The following is a 17,523-nucleotide window of genomic DNA, read 5'->3' on the forward strand; positions in this document are numbered from 1 at the left end:
ATTCCAATCCACCGTAAAGGCTAAAATAATTGCGGTTGCGGTTGCTAATCCTAGAATCACTGAGGTTTCTGTTCCCTGTTCCCTTAATTATCTGTACATGAAGTTGCCAATAAAGCCACCGGAAACACCGTTAAAATATCTCCTATTTTCAAGAAATGATTGCCTTTAATCCCTTGGTTTGTAATCATTTCTTTCCAATTAGTTGTCCAATCTTCCGGTAATTTAATCGCTGTATCTTGCCAAATATTGTCCCCTAAAGGAAACTGTTTTGGTTCAACTAAACTTGTTAAAAATCTGGGAACAACAGTAATTGTAATCGTCTGACCATAGGTGCGACCAAAGGCTAAAATATGTTCCCCATAGTCTCCCGTTACCTCTAAGGGAATGTAAGTTCCCTGTTGATAAACTTCCAGATATTGTTTACGAATGGCTAACCCTTGAGTAATTAAAAATAATTTAATCCGTCCATCTTTAGGGGTCTGTTTTAATTCCTCAATTAAAGATAAAATATCCTTTCGAGAACGGCTTTTAATTTCCTGAATAAACTCGATCCGTTTTTGATAATCAACGGGACGACGATTATCCGGGTCAACTAAACTAAAATCCCAGAGTTCTGTTCCTTGGTAAAAATCCGGTAAACCCGGGCTAGTGATTTTAATTAAGGTTTGGGATAGGGAATTAAATATCCCATAAAAGGCTATTTTTTGTTTGAATTTTCTGAACTCTTGTAAAAACTTATTGTTCTCAGAAGGGTTCAAAATTTTATCAATAAAAGCTAGATAACCTTCCTCATAAACCGAGTCAGGACGTAACCAAGCCGTATGAAATTTCGCTTCTCGGACAGCTTTAATCGCAAACTGTTTGACCCGTTCTACAAATTCGGGATATTCGATTTCATCAAAGGGATAGGAACCGATTAAATTTTGATACAAGAAATATTCATCATTGCCATCAGGAATAATTCGTCCATTGGTTTCTGTTTTCTGATCACGATTTAATGCCATCCAAGTTCTAACTTGGGCTTCCCATTCATCAGGAATTTCAGAAATAACGTTTAACCTGGCGCGTAAATCTTCGCTGCGTTTAGTATCATGGGTTGAGGTGGTATTCATTGTGTGAGGCAAACTTTTTGCCCGTTTTTTATTAAATTGATGCAGGGTATCGGGACTAATCCCAAAATGATTTGGTGCGCCCCCGACTTCATTTAAAGAAACAAAACGGTTATAAACATAAAATAGGGTATCTTCCACTCCTTTTGCAGTTAATGGCCCGGAAAATTGTTGAAATTTCATCACAAAATGTAGCCATATTTTTTTGTTTTCCTTACTTAAATAGGGGTCATATTCTAGTAATAAAAACTTTTCAATTAAATTGAGTTCGTTAATCAGTTCAGGATGTTTTCCTTTGGCTTCTTGAACCGCAAACTGAACATAATATCGATCTGCTTCGCTGACTTGTCCTTCATTAATATAGGTTCGATAGACGGGAAAGCGAACTAATACTTCTAAAATTGCAGTTTGTAACCCATGTAAAGTTAAGTCTCGTCCATAACGATATTGACCAGCAATGCGTTTGAGTAATCCAGCTAAATTATCAGCATCTCCGGCTAAGTTGCGATCGGCAATTAAGCGTTTTTTAGCAATTAATAATTGTTTAAATGAGGCAGTTAACCCCGTGGCATCTCGATAAATTTGGCTAAAGCGATCTTCATTTTTGCCTTGACAAAACAAACTATTAACATAAATTAAAAATTCATAACCGGAAGTTCCTTCAATCGGCCAAGCGCTGGGTAATTCTTCCTCAATCTCTAAAATTTTCTCGACGGTTAGATAAACATTTCCGACTTTTTCTCGGATGGATTGTAAATATTGTAGCGGGTTATAAAGTCCATCAATATGATCAATTCTGAGTCCTGTAAATTTCCCTGACCTGACTAATTTAAAAATTAGATCATGGGTTTTATTAAAAACTTTTTCATCTTCTACTTTGACACTAATTAATTCGTTGACTGTAAAAAAGCGTCGATAGTTTAATTCTTCCGCACCCACTTTCCAATAGGATAATCGGAAAATTTGTTGAGAAAGTAGTTGATCTAAGTCGTTTAAACTTTCTGGATCGTCTGTTTTTCCATTCAAATATTCAATATTTTCATCAACAAATTTATTAATATCGGTATTTTCTTGATACAGTTCCCAAAGTAATCCTTTAGCAAATAACGCTTGTGATCGCCGATCTTGAATAGATTTTTCATTGGGAATATTTTTCAGAACATACAATACTCCTAACAGTTTAATTACATTCGGGTGTCTTCTTCCTAACCTTCCTTCTAATTCTTTGAGGCGATGACTGACTAAATAAGTGTAGGATTCAATTTTTAAAGGGAATTTTAGGCTATAATAATTTACATATAATACCTCGTCTTCGTAAGAAATAGTTAATTGTCCATTTTCTAAACAATTGCCATAAAAATCCCCTAATAAGGGGGCTAAAACCCGACCTCTAAGGTCATCATGGGGATGTTCCCAATCAATATCAAAAAAATCTAAATAATCCGAATCAGCACCATATTCAAAGATATCCGTTAAATATTTATTTTGGCTATCATAGGCCATGTGATTAGGGACAATATCCTGTAACCATCCCATTCCCTGATTTTTGATTTTTTCCATTAATTGATCAAAGTCTTCCTGTTTTCCCAGTTCTGGGTTTAATTGATTTTGATCAACAATATCATAGCCATGAGTGCTTCCAATTCTAGCTTTGAAAATGGGAGACGCATACAGGTCAGAAATTCCTAATTCATACAAGTAATCAATAATCTCGTTAGCATGATTAAAAGGAAAATCTCTATTAAACTGAATTCGATAGGTAGCTACAGGAATCCTCATAATAATTTTGAGATAAAGTTAAATTACAGATGATAATTTGATGTTAGCACTGATTTTTCATTCTGGTTATCTATCTAAAGATTGAAAATATTATTTTAGCTTGTAAATTTCAAATATGATTGGATTTTTTAACCCTTTGATTTTAACCTCTTAAACTTTTTTAGTTATCTGCAATATATTTGGGGTTTAGAAAATTTATGGCAAGTACCAATACAAGCTATGATGCGAGGAATTAAGTAGGTAGTCATAAATAAAGTAACAAGTTTGTTGTTGGGCTTTAGCCCTCCCTAGAGGGCTAAAGCCCAACAACGAAATCAATAATTATGACCACCTACTTAATAGACAGATATCTCGTTGGAATTCATTAAACCAAATAACAATTAAGTTTCATACAGGACAAAACTTTCTGGAACTAAGGTTAATTCGGAAGAATTAGTTAATGTTTCAGGTAAATTTGATCCTGAACCTAGCCATTTTTTATCGTTAGAATCTAAACGTTTTTGCCAAGTTTTACCGATTAAATTAGGACTGTAGGAAACCGGATTTTTGCTGAAATTAAGCAGACATAAAACCTGATGATCTTCAAACCAACGCCGGAAGACTAATAATTTATCTTCCTCAATACAGTGAACTTCTTGATGGGTGCGATCGCGTAATTTCAACGCGGGAATATTCCGCCTCAATCGGATCAATATTTGATATAATTCCCATAATACTTGATGTTTTCCTTGCCGTTTTAATTGCCAATTTAACTTACATTGATTAAAAGTTTCTTGACTTTGAGGGTCTGGAGAATCACCCGCTAGATGAAAGGCCTCAAATTCCGCTTTTCTTCCCTTTCGCACCCCTTCAATTAAATCCTGATCGGAGTGACTAATAAAATATTGAAAAGGTGCAGGTTCCCCATATTCTTCCCCCATAAATAATAGGGGAATATAGGGCGATAATAATACCGTTGCGGCGGCTAATTTTAACCCTTCATAGGAGATTAAAGCTGTTAATCTTTCCCCTAATAAACGGTTGCCAATTTGGTCATGATTTTGACTACAAACTAAGAATTGATGGGGGGGACAATCGGCCACCGACTCCCCATGAAAGCGTTTTCGATTCTGAGAATAATCCCAGGTATAAACAAAGCTTTCTCTATAGGATTTTGCTAACTGTTCGCAGCGACCATAATCTTGATAATACCCGATATTTTCACCCGTTAATACCGTATGAATAGCATGGTGAAAATCATCACACCACTGCCCATCTAAACCATAACCTCCTACGGCTTTTGAACGGATTAATTTACCATCGTTTAAATCCGTTTCAGCCATCAAATAAAACTTCCTTCCTTGCTGTTGAGAAAGTTGATTGACTTGTTCAGCTAATTCCTGTAAAATATGTTTAGCACCGAGATCAAAAATATTATCAGCCGCATCCAATCTTAACGCATCAATATGGAAATCCCGTAACCAATAGAGGGCATTTTCAATAATAAAATTCCTCACACCCTGACAATAGGCTTGATCATAATTAATCGCTGAACCCCAAGGAGTTTGATACCTTTCAGTAAAATAGGGGCCGAATTGTGCGATATAATTTCCTTCTGGGCCAAAGTGATTATAAACCACATCTAAAATCACCGCCATGCCTTGTTGATGGCAAGCATTGACCAACTGTTTTAACCCTTCTACCCCGCCATAACAATTCTGAGGAGCATAGAGATAAGTACCATCATAACCCCAATTGCGATAGCCTGGAAACTGACTAATAGGCATTAATTCAATCGCATTAATTCCTAACTCTAATAACTCCGAAATTCGAGGAATAATTGCGGTAAATGTTCCCTCTGGGGTAAAGGTTCCAACGTGCAGTTCATAAACAATTAATTCATCTAAGGAAATACTTTTCCAGTTGTTATCCTGCCAAATAAAGCAATTTTGATCAATCACTTCCGAGGCTTGATGAACTCCATCCGGTTGGGAATAGGATGCTGGATCGGGATGGTTAAATTTTCGATCTAATTGATAAAAATAACGGCTTCCTGGGGGGATATTTTCAACCGTTGCACGACCGTATCCCTGTTGATCAAATTCTAAATCAATTAACCGTTCTTCCGGGGATATAATCTTAACAGCAACGCTTTCACGCAAGGGCGACCAAACTTTAAATTCACAGCAATTGTTTCCTAAATAATTTGCACCGATTTTCATAAGAAATTTTGGGGTAAATTACAGTTCAGGGTGTAGAGATGGGTTTTTACTTGTTTCTACCTGGTTGATTTTTACAGGTAACTCCAGGGAATTTGCCTCTGCTGGTTGTAATAAATTGGCTTCTGGTTGAGATGGGGTAAAATCCTGAGAACCTTTGATTTTAAACTTTTCAGCCAAGGTTTCCCGTTGATTCACCAAATAGATACTTACTAATGTTAAGCCGACTCCCATTGATTGTAACGGACTGAGGACTTCTTGTAAAAAGAAATTTCCAAATAAGAGGGCAAAAACTGGGGTCAGAAACGTCAAAGAACTCAAGCTAGTCAGACTTCCACTAGATGCAAAATAGAAAAATAATCCGTAGGATATGGCACTGCCAAATATGGTAGAATAACCCATAGCCACCCAACCGGAAAGATCAATATTTTGCCACTGTTGAGTTTCTGAAATAGCCGATAACCCAAATAAAGGTAAACCCCCAATAATCATGTGCCATCCAGTGCCGACAACCGGATCAGCATAGCGACAAACCCACCGGACTAATACAGTTCCAGTTGCCATTGATAGCGCGGCTAATAACATTAATAATTGCCCACTATTAAACAATTGAGAAATATCAATAGAATTCACTAATAATTCCGCATTAAATAACCCTAAAATCCAATCATCGGGTAAACCAATAAAACTAATTCCCATAATGCCAATAGCTAACCCTAACCATCCCCAAAATCCAATGGTTTCTTGAAATAACCATAAAGATAAAATTGCCACGGCTAGGGGTTGGGAGTCGATCATCACCGATCCTAACCCGGCCCCGGTTCTAACTAACCCTTGGGCTAAAAATCCTTGAAATAAGGTAGCATCCACTAACCCAAAAATTGATATCCATAGCCATGCTTGCCAGCCCTTCGGTTGCGGACGCCCCGACAATATCCCCGCCAATATTACCAAAACCCCTGCGGGGACTAACCGAACTCCCGCCATAAAAAACGGTGTGGTATGGGGTAGGAGTCCCTTCATCGCCACCATCGCCGTCCCCCAAAAGAAGAAGGGGGCAATTAACAATAGGGGTTGAAAGGGTAATTTAGCCTGGGTTTCCGGCTGCTGCATTCGGTTCTCCATTGAGTATGTACTTTTATTAAGGAGTTTATACAATATTATGGACTTAATATAGTTTTGTCATTAACCATGATTTGGCCATTTAAACCCAGCTACCGCAAACAAATCGCCCGCATAGAAATTAATGGTGCCATTGGTTCAGAGACCCGCAAACGGGTGTTGGAAGACCTAAAAACCGTGGAAGAACGGAAATTTCCCGCCCTACTCTTGAGAATTGATAGCCCTGGGGGAACCGTTGGCGACTCCCAAGAGATTTATAGCGCCCTGAAACGGTTACAGAAAAAAGTCAAAATTGTGGCGAGTTTCGGGAATATTTCTGCCTCCGGGGGTGTGTATATTGGCATGGGAGCCGAACATATTATGGCAAACCCAGGTACGATTACCGGAAGTATTGGAGTAATTTTACGAGGTAATAATATAGAACGGTTATTAGAAAAAATTGGCATATCTTTTAAGGTGATTAAATCCGGGCCTTATAAAGATATTTTATCTTTTGATCGAGAATTAACTGAACCCGAACAACATATTTTACAGGAATTAATTGATACCAGTTATCAACAATTTGTGCAAACTGTTGCTGAGTCTCGAAACTTGAGTCATGACACCGTGAGGAGTTTTGCCGATGGTCGAATTTTTACCGGACAACAGGCGGTGGAATTGGGAATAGTAGACCGTTTAGGAACGGAAGAAGATGCCCGGTGTTGGGCGGCGGAATTAGTTAAACTAGATCCCAAAAAAACCGAGTGTTTCACCTTTGAAAAACCCAAACCTTTTGTGAGTCGATTTACAGGTAATAGTTTAACTCCAAATAGCATTATTGCGGCTAACCGTTGGCTAGAATTTGAGTTATCTACCAGTGGTTTACCCCTGTGGATGTATCGACCTTGACATCCGCCCCGCCGTGAACGGGCGGGGATTCCATCTATATAACGACTTTAACACTTAAAATTGTTGTGACGGTAGGGTGAATTATGAAGCGGGATGAGGTTCTCAGTATTTTGGCGCAGCATCGGATGGTACTAAAAGACTTGGGAGTCAAGTTGTTGGCAATATTCGGTTCTGTTGCCAGGGATGAAGCTAGACCTGATAGTGATGTGGATATTTTAGTAGAGTTTGAGGGTTCAGTTACATTTGACCGTTATATGGATGTAAAATTCTACCTCGAAGATTTACTAGAAACGCGGGTAGACTTGGTAAGTCAGCGATCGCTTAAACCTCTGATTCGCTCTACTGTAGAACAGGAAGCCATTTATGTCGCGTAGTATTCGCCTCTATTTGGAGGATATCCTCACTTCTGGAGTCAAAGTCAGACGGTACACACAAGGAATGAGCTTTGAGGATTTCCAAGCTGATGAGCGTACTTATGATGCGGTTGTGCGTAATTTGCAGATTATTGGGGAAGCAGTTAAAAATATTCCCCAGGAAATTCGTTTAAAGTATTCAGAGGTTGAATGGCGAAAAATAGCTGGATTACGTGATATTTTAGCTCACGCTTATTTTAGCATTGAAGATGAGATTGTCTGGGATATTGTGGAAACTAAAATACCCCCATTACTAATAATAGTAGAGCGAATTTTAGAGGCAGAGTTTAGGGATGAATAACATTATAAAAAAGGGAGAACGATCGCTATTTTAACTCAATCCCGTCTTTCAACAATACATCCCTTTTTATATCAGTTTTATCAGGGTTTCGGTGAGATTGAATTACTTTAACACTTGCATTCTGCCCTTAAATGTGCTAATAAAACATCAATAAACTAGAGTTTTCACGCAGAAACCATGCAAGCGCAAAACTTCAAACAAAAATTTAAGCACACGGTACAAACCTGCGTCGCCTCGGACGTCACCGCATTGTATGGGAGTATGCTGTTGCGAACCTCTAGTATATTCACCTGTCTAGCCCTAGCAACGGCCCATCCCTTAACCACACAAGCCGCCAGCGTTGTAGATTGGAAAATTGATCCCAATACGGGAATTGTCGAGGTCGAACTGCCGCCAGGGAATCAGCCCCAATTATCGGTTTATAACCTTCCCCCGCGCCTAATCCTAGACCTTCCAAATACGGAAGTTAAAGTGAATATTACCGAACGCTATGAGACAGGCGTTGTTAGTCAAGTCAGTTTAATTCAAACTAAACCGCAACAGGCTCAATTAGTGGTAGAGTTCACCCCCGGTATCACCATTGACCCCCAAACCCTCGATTTACGGCAAATTGGGATTGATAACCTCTGGGTCTTGCGTCCTACCCTACAAACCCTACCCCCCGAACCCCCTGTAACTCCTCCGAATAGCGTGGCGACCGCCCAACCCCAAACGACTCCAACTCCTTCCCCCACTCGAACTGCCACCGCTACTCAAACCACTGCCACTGTTAAACCGACCGCACCCCAAAAACCTCCTCAATATTCTGTCCGTCAATACGACCCCCGACAAACGGTTTTACCCAACCCCCAACCGACCAGAGATTCGAGTTTAGATGTGGTGCGGGTTCCGGTGAGTCAACCTCGCCAAGCCCAACTGTTCCCCACCGTTCCCCCACCTCCTCAAACCACCGCCTATCGCCCTCCTATTCAGGTATCACAGGGGTTTGCGGCGGCCCCCAATCCTCAATACAGTGGGACAGCATCCCTACCCCAAGCGGTTCCCTTTGGTCAACCTTTGCCCCCAGGACAGCGGCAATCCTATCTTAATCCTCGTGCTCCGGCGATTCTGCTTCCGACCGGAACCGATTTAACCCTACTTTATCCCACGGAAGATCAGGTGCGTTTAACCCGCCGTTCTGAACGTCAGGATGTGTTGTTATTACAGGGAGGAATTGTTGATAGTTTGGGCAATTATATTGTGCCGCCAGATACGCCGATTGTCGGAGAATTTGAAACCACGACAAAAGGTAGTCGGTTTATTGCTCAAGCAATTAATTTAGACGGTCGTAGTATCCCAATTCAAGGTCAATCGAACTGGATTCCAGGGTCATTAGAAGTCCGTCCTGAACGGGTAGGAATTGGTACGGGTGCGGGGAGTTTAGCCGGGTTTTTAATTAGTGGTTTTACCGGAGTTGGGGCTTTAGTCGGTGCAATTGCTGGGGCCGGAATTGGGATTGGGACTTCTCCCTCACCCACGACTTTACAACCTGGTCAAATCATTTCTATTCAGTTAACCCAAGATTTGACAACTCCTAATTTCTTTCTAGTCAATCAATAGGTTAATTGGGGATAAAACCCTAAATTCCCCTCCCCTGTCCCCCTTGCTTTCCTATATGGACTTACTCCGATCGCTTCCCATTGGACTATATTTAGAACAACCGATTACTGGGTTACATCGTCTTGATGCCCGGGTTAAGTTTATTTGGTTAATGAGCTTTTTAGTAGCTCCTTTATTAGCTAACCCGGAGTGGCGATTAGTCTTAGTTGGGTTATTAATTTTAATCACCCTATTGGCGCGAATTCCTCTGCGGGTTTGGAAGCGACAAATGGGCTGGTTACTAATGTTTTGTGGGTTACTCTTTCTGTTAAGTTGTATTATGCCCGATGGTTTGGCGATCAACCATCAACCTCGACTTCCTGAACAGGAATTAACCTTTAATCAATCAGGATCAACAGAACCCTTACCTCAACCCACTTCCTATAGATATGTCTTATTTTCCCAAGGGCCAATAGAAATTACTCGCTATTCCGTCGATTTAGCGATCAGGACAAGTACCCTATTATTTACCCTGGTTTATAGTACAAATCTATATTTATTAACCACCGCTTCTGAAGAAATTGCCATGGCTTTAGAAAGCCTCATGGAACCTTTAAGACGTTTAAAATTACCCGTTACAGAAATAGCCTTAACCCTGACTTTATCCCTACGATTTTTTCCCTTAGTTTTAGAGGAAATTCAAAATTTAATTCGTTCTGTCAGAACCCGTGCCATTAATTGGAAAAAACTAGGACTACGAGGAACTACCCAGGTCTGGTTAACCTTGGCGGAACGGCTTTTACAAAACCTATTATTACGTGCCGAACAAATTGCCAACGCTATGCAGGTTCGAGGGTTCACCAGTCCAGATCAACATCGGGTAGAATGGCATCAACTTCGCTTTAAAGCTTGGGATGGAGTCGCCCTGATTGGTCTAGTGGTATTCTGGAGTATCCGGTTAATTTGGGGAGGAGCAATTTGAAAGGGTTGATCCCTTGCCTACACCCGGACAAAGTTTACCCAATCAACCTAAAATAGTTCTGTATCCTAAATCAAGCCATTATTTGTTAGTTGTGAAATTGAATGACCACAGAAACTTACATGAATCATCCCAACTTTGGGTTATTGTTCAAAATATGCTCAGTTGAGGATCATCAAGAATTATTCACAACCCTTTACGCCCAGCGCCTATTTTTTTTAGTGACTCAGGGGCCACCAGGATTAAAATTTGAACCCATTAGTCGTTCTGATGCCAAACTTTTGCTGGAAATTCGTCTCAGAATGCTCCGCCGCACCGGACAGGGCGAGGAATATAAAAAACTCCAAGAAGTCCATCGTAATACGTTTCTTTAGCTAAAACCACCAACGGCCAAATTACTTAACATGACTGATTGGATCACCGAACAGATTGCTAAAATTCGAGGCTCTATTCCTGAGTCGGTGCGGTTAATTGCGGTAACAAAAACAGTTTCCGTTGAAGCCATGCGGGTCGCTTATCAAGCTGGAATTCGAGATTTTGCAGAAAATCGAGTTCAAGAAGCGTCGGAAAAATATCCTCAGTTACAAGATCTTAGCGATATTACTTGGCATTTAATCGGTAATTTGCAAACCAATAAAGCCACAAAAGCATTACAACTGTTTCAATGGATTCAATCGGTAGATAGTCTAAAGTTGGCTTTACGTTTAGATCATCTAGCCGGGGAATTAGGATGTCAGCCCCAAGTTTGTCTTCAAGTTAAAATTATCCCCGATCCTAATAAGTTTGGTTGGACTATCCCCGAACTTTTGGCAGAATTACCCCACTTAAACGACTGTCAGCACCTCAAAATTCAAGGCTTAATGACTATTCCCCCCTTGGGGTTAACCGAGTCCGAAACCCTGGATGTTTTTGAACGCACCCGGGAATTAGCAGAAACCATTCGACAACAGAATTGGACTAATATTAGGATGCAGGAATTATCAATGGGAATGTCGGAAGATTATTCTCTAGCAGTTCAAAAAGGTGCTACCATGATTCGACTAGGACGGATAATTTTTGGTCAAAGGAGGAGTTAAATACAACAATTCAGATTGACACTCCCACGGGTGAACCGCGTGGGATTCTCCTGTCTAGCCCCGATTGCTCGGTATTCATGGAGTTGCCCCCTACTGTTTCCAGAATTGCTTCACAGCAATATTAGAGGAGAGTACGAGACTCTGAGGAATGCCAAGTACCTCGTCCCAAGTAAAATAGGCGAGTCTTACACAAATTCAATATAACCTAGACCCTCAACCCCTCTAAACTGGAAGTTGAGTTGAAATTCTAAAATCGTCAGTGATGGAGAATAGACCGTGAACATTTTTAATAGACTAAAAGATTTTGTAGGGTTCAATGACTCTGTAGACTACGATTACGAATACGATGAAGCGGAGGGGAATCGTTACCAGGGTAACTATCCCCCCCCGCAAGAACAACCTGCCCCGGCTGTGGCGGCAGAAGACCCCCGGGTGTCTCGTCGTTCACAACGGTCTGTTGGATCTATTAATACTGGTGTAATGTCTGAAGTTGGAATCGGATCAACAATGAGTAATGTTATCGGAATGCCCGGCGCTCTGAATGGAATTTCTGAAGTAGTGGTGATGGAACCCCGCACCTTTGAAGAAATGCCTACGGCTATTCGCGCCCTGAAAGAACGCAAATCTGTAGTTCTAAATTTAACTTTAATGGATCCTGATCAGGCCCAAAGAGCCGTTGATTTCGTCGCGGGTGGAACTTTTGCCCTCGATGGCCACCAAGAACGGATCGGAGAAAGCATTTTCCTGTTTACTCCTAGTTGCGTTCAGGTCAGAACCCCAGGTGCTGGCGTTGTCCACGAAGGCATCCCCCAAGCCCGCACCCCCCGCACAAGCAACCCAGTAGCCCCCCCCTGGCAGCCTGAAAGAACCCAGGCTATTCAGTAAATTAACCGATGTAGAGGCGTTAATTTAAACGTCTCTGCAACTAAAAAAAACTTTCCATTATTTTTTTTTACCCATAACCTATTCGTAATTCGTAATTCGTAATTCCCTCATTAAATATTTATGTTTAAATTAGGTGTAATTGGTGGCGGGGTGATGGCAGAAGCTATTATATCCCGCCTAATTTCTGCTAAGATTTATCAACCTGCTGAAATTATTATTAGTGACCCACAATTAGAGCGTCGTAATTACTTAGCCCAACATTATGGTGTGGCGATCGCAGATAATAATAAACAAACAACCCAGGCGACAGCGGCCCTTTTATTAGCCATTAAACCCCAAATTTTTAGCGCGATCGCAACCGAATTAGCCGAGGCTGAAACCCTATCAAAAAATACCGTTATTTTGTCTATTTTAGCGGGAGTTACCTTAAATAAATTAGAAGCCGCTTTTCCTCACCATCCTGTAATTAGAATTATGCCCAATACTCCGGCGACTGTGGGGGCGGGGATCAGTGCGATCGCCTCTGGAAAATTGGTACAACCCTCCCATTTAGATATCACCAGAGGCATTTTTCAGGCCGTTGGGGACGTGGTAGAGGTGGCAGAGACGTTGATGGATGCCGTCACCGGATTATCGGGTTCTGGCCCCGCTTATGTGGCGATTTTAATTGAAGCCTTAGCCGATGGTGGCGTCGCCTCTGGACTGCCTAGAGCTATTGCTTCCCAATTAGCATTATCAACGGTATTAGGAACGGCCCAACTCCTATCGGAATCAAAGTTACATCCGGCCGAATTAAAAGACCGTGTTACCAGTCCGGGGGGAACAACAATTGCTGGGGTTTGTCAACTGGAAAAAGCCGGATTTCGTTCGGCATTAATTGAGGCCGTAAAAGCTGCAACTCAACGGTCAAAAGAGTTAGGAAGTTAGAATGTAGTAAGCCCTTTAGGGCTGAATGAGGCGTGAACCGGGCAACTATTCCAAACTCCCCTGTTTTCCTAAATGAATACTAAATGAATAATAGCATCGGCTTGAAATTGCGATCGCAACCAATAATAAAACGCCAAATAATCCGGTGTGGGTTCTCAATCCGGGGCATGATAATTCAAAAATAAAGTTAATCCCGATCCTGATCCCGATGTACAATATTGGGAGAAAAAGCAGGAAGACAAACTGCCATATATTCCGCACCATCTTCGGTCGGCGTACTATAACGCACCCATTCCCCTTTATTAGTAATCACTGCTTGTCCGGCTTGAATATCCATTTGACCGCCTTCATATTCGACTCGCAATAATCCTTTTAAAACGACTGTAAATTCATCAAATTCAGGTCGTTGTCCTGGTTCCATCCATCCCCCCGGAGAACGCATATAGGCAACACTTGCCGTGTCCGTTTGACTATTAACTCGTCCAATATATTCATCAATTAATTTGGGTTTATTTCCCGCCGCCGTAATCCGACTCGGCTGTTCAATAAAATCTGGCATAGTGATTGTATGACGAAAGTTTAAGATTTCATAATTTATACAAATTTTGACCGATTGTATCATAATTTGAGGTGACAGATCAATACAAATTTGCCACAATCAAGACTAGAAAAACGAGTTCTTAAGTTTTGACAGGGTTTGTATGCTTAACACAGTTCTTCGCAACCGTTATAAAATCATCTATTCCATTGCGAGTGGGGGATTTGGCGAAACCTACCTAGCGAAAGATTTAGATTTACCAGGACATCCCCAATGTGTTGTTAAGCAACTCAAACCTCAGTCTTCCAAACCTGGCATTTTAAATACTGCTCGTCGTTTATTTGAAACAGAAGCTCAAACCCTTTATCTGTTAGGAGAACATTCTCAAATTCCTCGTTTATTAGCCCACTTTGAAGAAAATAATGAGTTTTATTTAGTGCAAGAATTTATTGATGGTTGGGATTTACGTCAGGAATTGATCTCTGAATCCTATGGCGATGAAATCAAAGTTATTAATCTCCTCCAAGATCTGTTGAAAATTCTCGATTTTGTCCATGATCATAACGTGATTCACCGAGATATTAAACCCTCTAATTTAATGCGTCGCAATCAAGATCAAAAGCTGGTTTTAATTGATTTTGGTGCGGTCAAAAAAATTATGCTTGAAACTGCTAATTCTGAAGCAGTAATCCCCTCTAGTATTGCTATTGGAACTTCGGGTTATATGCCACCAGAACAAACCCAGGGTAAACCTCGATTCTGTAGTGATATTTACGCGGTAGGGATGTTAGCAATTCAAGCATTAACAGGAGTATTACCCCATCAACTTCCTGAAAATCCCCAAACTCATGAAATTCAGTGGAGATCCCTGCTGTTAAAAAATAATACTCAAACTCAACTTCCGCTTTTATATGATATTTTAGATAAAATGGTGCGTTATGATTTTCGCGATCGCTATCAAACTGTAACAGAAGTTTTACAAGACTTATCTGGATTAATAGATCCCACTCCTTCGGTTAAATCTTCGTTTCTACCCAACAAAATCAGAGAAGAATTAGAATATTTCCCCTCTGAGTTAAATAATCGTCAAACTCTAGCAACTATTGTTTTTACGGATGCCGTTGAATTTAGTGCCAGAATGTCTAAAGATGAAGTGGTGACTCTAACTTTAATCCGTCGTGATTTGCACCGAATGAGAACATTATGTCAGGAGTTTAATGGATTTGTAATTAAATCTACAGGGGATGGATTATTAATGTATTTTTCTAGTGCAATTCAAGCGGTTAACTGTGCAATTGAAATTCAAGAATATTTAGCAAAAACCGCACAAAACTTACCAGAAAATGAGGTTTTATTACATCGAATTGGCATCCATTTAGGGGATGTTTTCATTCAAGATCAAGATGTCATGGGAAATGGAGTTAATATTGCTGCACGTTTAGAAGGAAAAGCTCAACCTGGGGGAATTTGTATTTCTCAAGTTGTTTATGATGTGGTCAAACATAATTTAAACGTTCCTATTCGTTATTTAGGAGAATTAGAATTAAAAAATATTTCTGAACCTATGCCAAGTTATTTAATATTACCGACTTCATTTTCAATTCAAACTCCAGTAAAAATCCCAGTTAAACCTGTAAATCAATCTTTCCTTAAATCGACATCTCAAAATAATCGAGATCGACATATTTTACTTAATAAAGTTAAGAATTTTTGGGTAAAAGGAGTTTTAGAAACATCCTTATATGGTCGAGCAATTATAGAATTAGGTTTAGAATTTCGTTTAGATTTGGTTGAAAGACCTTGGGATATTTTATGGGGAACTCCTGATGATCATCAACAGCGTTTATCCCAAGGAACAAAAGTGAGTCAAAAGTTTTTAGAATTGGGAGAAGGACGATCACTTTTAATTTTAGGAGAACCGGGATCAGGAAAAACCACAACTTTATTAGAATTGGCGAAAGATTTAATTGAACACGCTGAACAAGATATTAATCAGTTAATTCCTGTGGTGTTTAATTTATCTTCTTGGAAAGGTGGAAAACAAGCGATCACTGATTGGTTAATTTCCGAATTGAATACTCAATATCAAGTGTCTAAAACCTTGGCAAAACGGCTAATTGAGTCGAATCAATTATTGTTATTATTAGATGGATTAGATGAAGTTAGTTTAGAAAATCGAGAAAACTGTGCGATCGCCTTAAACCAATTTTTGCAAAAAAATGGGGATCATGAAATTGTTGTTTGTAGTCGTATTGGCGATTATCAAGCACTCAAAACTCGCCTCAAATTACAAACGGCTATTTGTTTACAACCCTTAACTGTCGATCAAATTCAAGACTATTTTAATCGTGCAGGTTCAGAACTTACCACAGTAAAAGAGGCATTAAAAACCGATCTTATTTTACAAGAATTAACCAAATCTCCCTTAATGTTGAGTATCATCACCCTAGCTTATTCAGGAATTTTACCTTCAGATTTTTTAGAATTTAGTACCATTGAAGGCAGAAGAACCCATTTATTTGATACTTATATTAAACGGATGTTCTTACGTCGCCGTGTAAACAAACGCTATTCTCAGGAAAAAGTTATTCATTACTTAAGTTGGTTGGCTAAAAATATGGTAAAACACTCCCAAACCGTCTTTTCAATCGAATCTTTACAGTTAACTTGGTTAGATAAAAGTTGGCAAAAAGATATCTATACTAGCTTAGTGTATTTAATATTTAATCTAATTTTATGTGTTTTATTTCAAGTTATTTTATCCAGTGTTGTAACTTTATTTCGAGACACGATTCAGATTTCCAATGATTCTATTATAATTATTTTTGATGGTTTATTTTTGGGATTATTGAATGGTTATATATTGGGAACAATTTTTATTTTACTGAGGAAAAGATTGTCAAATTCAATCGGAGCTATTCTATTAATCTTAATTAATGGATTCACTCAATTTATATTGTGGATGATCATTTCACAAAATTCTATGGATTTTGGACTGATTGGCGGTTTGTCTGGCGGATTAATTGGACTGATTAATTTACAGTTGATTAATGATAAAATTGTTCCTACAGAGACGTTAAAATGGTCATGGAATCAGGCTAAAAAAAGTTTGACTAAAAGCTTATTTTGGGGATTAGGGATTGGAGCTTTCATTGGCATAACTTATACCTTTATTACGCTTTTAAATTTTGCTTTTACAATGACCTATAATAGTATTGATGAATCAATACCAACTTTTTCTTTTAAACTGGCAGAACAGCCTATTGTTCTTTTTGTTTTTATGTTAATTAATATTATAGTTTTTAGCTTAATTTTTGAAATCATTGGAGGAATCATCGGAGGAATTTTAGGAGGATTAATGGGTACAACTATTGAAAATAGGACTATCCCGAATCAAGGAATTTTTCAATCGCTTAAAAATGCAGTTATTTTAAGCGTTGTTTCTATAATATTTTTAGAAATTGTTGCTAAAATTTCAGGTTTTTACTTGCCAATTTTAAACGGAATTACATTAGGAATCTTAGTCGGATTAATAGGAGGAGGTGGCGCAGCTATTAAACATTTTATTCTGCGGTGTATTCTCTGTTTAAATCGATCTATTCCTTGGAATTATGCTAAATTTTTAGATGCCGCCGTCGGCTGGATATTTTTACAAAAAATTGGAGGGAGCTATATTTTTATTCATCGCTTACTCTTAGAACATTTTGCTCAATTAAATCGTTAATTCAAC

The 17,523-nt window shown here is 39.3% G+C and carries 14 protein-coding genes and 1 pseudogene; 10 read left to right on the forward strand and 5 right to left on the reverse strand.

Annotation, left to right across the window (positions count from 1 at the left end; translation table 11 throughout):
• Nucleotides 1-83: 83 nt before the first annotated feature.
• The 3 genes from treY to NMG86_RS03685 form a co-directional block, all read right to left on the reverse strand.
• Nucleotides 84-2,888: a malto-oligosyltrehalose synthase gene (gene treY / locus NMG86_RS03675; RefSeq protein WP_026797038.1), complete on the reverse strand. Its 2,805-nt coding sequence runs from the start codon at nt 2,886-2,888 to the stop codon at nt 84-86.
• Between the two features lie 380 nt (nt 2,889-3,268).
• Entirely contained in the window at nt 3,269-5,089 is a 1,821-nt protein-coding gene (treZ, locus tag NMG86_RS03680) for a malto-oligosyltrehalose trehalohydrolase (protein WP_026797039.1), read from the reverse strand.
• Nucleotides 5,090-5,107: 18 nt separating this feature from the next.
• Complete coding sequence (locus NMG86_RS03685; RefSeq protein ID WP_026788714.1) at nt 5,108-6,199, reverse strand: DMT family transporter; 1,092 nt, start codon at nt 6,197-6,199, stop codon at nt 5,108-5,110.
• Between the two features lie 78 nt (nt 6,200-6,277).
• On the opposite strand from NMG86_RS03685, the gene sppA reads away from it, so the two are divergent.
• The 9 genes from sppA to proC all read left to right on the forward strand — a co-directional run bounded on the left by sppA (nt 6,278) and on the right by proC (nt 13,255).
• Nucleotides 6,278-7,096, forward strand: a complete 819-nt coding sequence (gene sppA / locus NMG86_RS03690) for a signal peptide peptidase SppA (RefSeq protein ID WP_026788715.1) — start codon at nt 6,278-6,280, stop codon at nt 7,094-7,096.
• Nucleotides 7,097-7,179: 83 nt separating this feature from the next.
• Entirely contained in the window at nt 7,180-7,470 is a 291-nt protein-coding gene (locus NMG86_RS03695) for a nucleotidyltransferase family protein (RefSeq protein ID WP_026788716.1), read from the forward strand.
• Entirely contained in the window at nt 7,460-7,810 is a 351-nt protein-coding gene (locus tag NMG86_RS03700; protein ID WP_026795786.1) for a HepT-like ribonuclease domain-containing protein, read from the forward strand. Before NMG86_RS03695 ends, NMG86_RS03700 begins: the two co-directional genes overlap by 11 nt.
• Nucleotides 7,811-7,987: 177 nt before the next feature.
• The gene (locus tag NMG86_RS03705) at nt 7,988-9,409 is read left to right on the forward strand and encodes an AMIN domain-containing protein (RefSeq protein ID WP_081694440.1); all 1,422 of its coding nucleotides are present in this window, start codon (nt 7,988-7,990) and stop codon (nt 9,407-9,409) included.
• A 55-nt stretch (nt 9,410-9,464) separates the two neighbouring features.
• Nucleotides 9,465-10,370: an energy-coupling factor transporter transmembrane component T family protein gene (locus NMG86_RS03710; protein WP_026797040.1), complete on the forward strand. Its 906-nt coding sequence runs from the start codon at nt 9,465-9,467 to the stop codon at nt 10,368-10,370.
• A gap of 101 nt (nt 10,371-10,471) precedes the next feature.
• Nucleotides 10,472-10,741, forward strand: coding sequence for a transcriptional coactivator PipX (pipX, locus tag NMG86_RS03715; RefSeq protein WP_026788719.1), 270 nt, complete (start codon nt 10,472-10,474; stop codon nt 10,739-10,741).
• A 30-nt stretch (nt 10,742-10,771) separates the two neighbouring features.
• A complete protein-coding gene (locus tag NMG86_RS03720) occupies nt 10,772-11,443 on the forward strand; it encodes a YggS family pyridoxal phosphate-dependent enzyme (RefSeq protein WP_026788720.1) in 672 nt (223 codons plus the stop codon).
• Nucleotides 11,444-11,719: 276 nt separating this feature from the next.
• Nucleotides 11,720-12,328: a cell division protein SepF gene (locus NMG86_RS03725; RefSeq protein WP_026795788.1), complete on the forward strand. Its 609-nt coding sequence runs from the start codon at nt 11,720-11,722 to the stop codon at nt 12,326-12,328.
• A gap of 114 nt (nt 12,329-12,442) precedes the next feature.
• Nucleotides 12,443-13,255: a pyrroline-5-carboxylate reductase gene (gene proC / locus NMG86_RS03730; protein ID WP_026797041.1), complete on the forward strand. Its 813-nt coding sequence runs from the start codon at nt 12,443-12,445 to the stop codon at nt 13,253-13,255.
• A gap of 80 nt (nt 13,256-13,335) precedes the next feature.
• Here the strand turns inward: proC and NMG86_RS03735 are convergent.
• A pseudogene (locus tag NMG86_RS03735) lies at nt 13,336-13,434 on the reverse strand (cobaltochelatase subunit CobN); the annotation flags it as partial.
• 8 nt (nt 13,435-13,442) lie between these two features.
• On the reverse strand, nt 13,443-13,814 hold the full coding sequence (locus tag NMG86_RS03740; RefSeq protein ID WP_026795790.1) for a cupin domain-containing protein: 372 nt from the start codon (nt 13,812-13,814) through the stop codon (nt 13,443-13,445).
• Nucleotides 13,815-13,956: 142 nt separating this feature from the next.
• Between NMG86_RS03740 and NMG86_RS03745 the strand changes: the two genes are divergently transcribed.
• Nucleotides 13,957-17,517, forward strand: coding sequence for a protein kinase domain-containing protein (locus NMG86_RS03745; protein WP_052338623.1), 3,561 nt, complete (start codon nt 13,957-13,959; stop codon nt 17,515-17,517).
• Nucleotides 17,518-17,523 lie beyond the last annotated feature (6 nt).

This window comes from Planktothrix rubescens CCAP 1459/22 (assembly GCA_904830895.1).
Taxonomy (GTDB): domain Bacteria; phylum Cyanobacteriota; class Cyanobacteriia; order Cyanobacteriales; family Microcoleaceae; genus Planktothrix; species Planktothrix agardhii.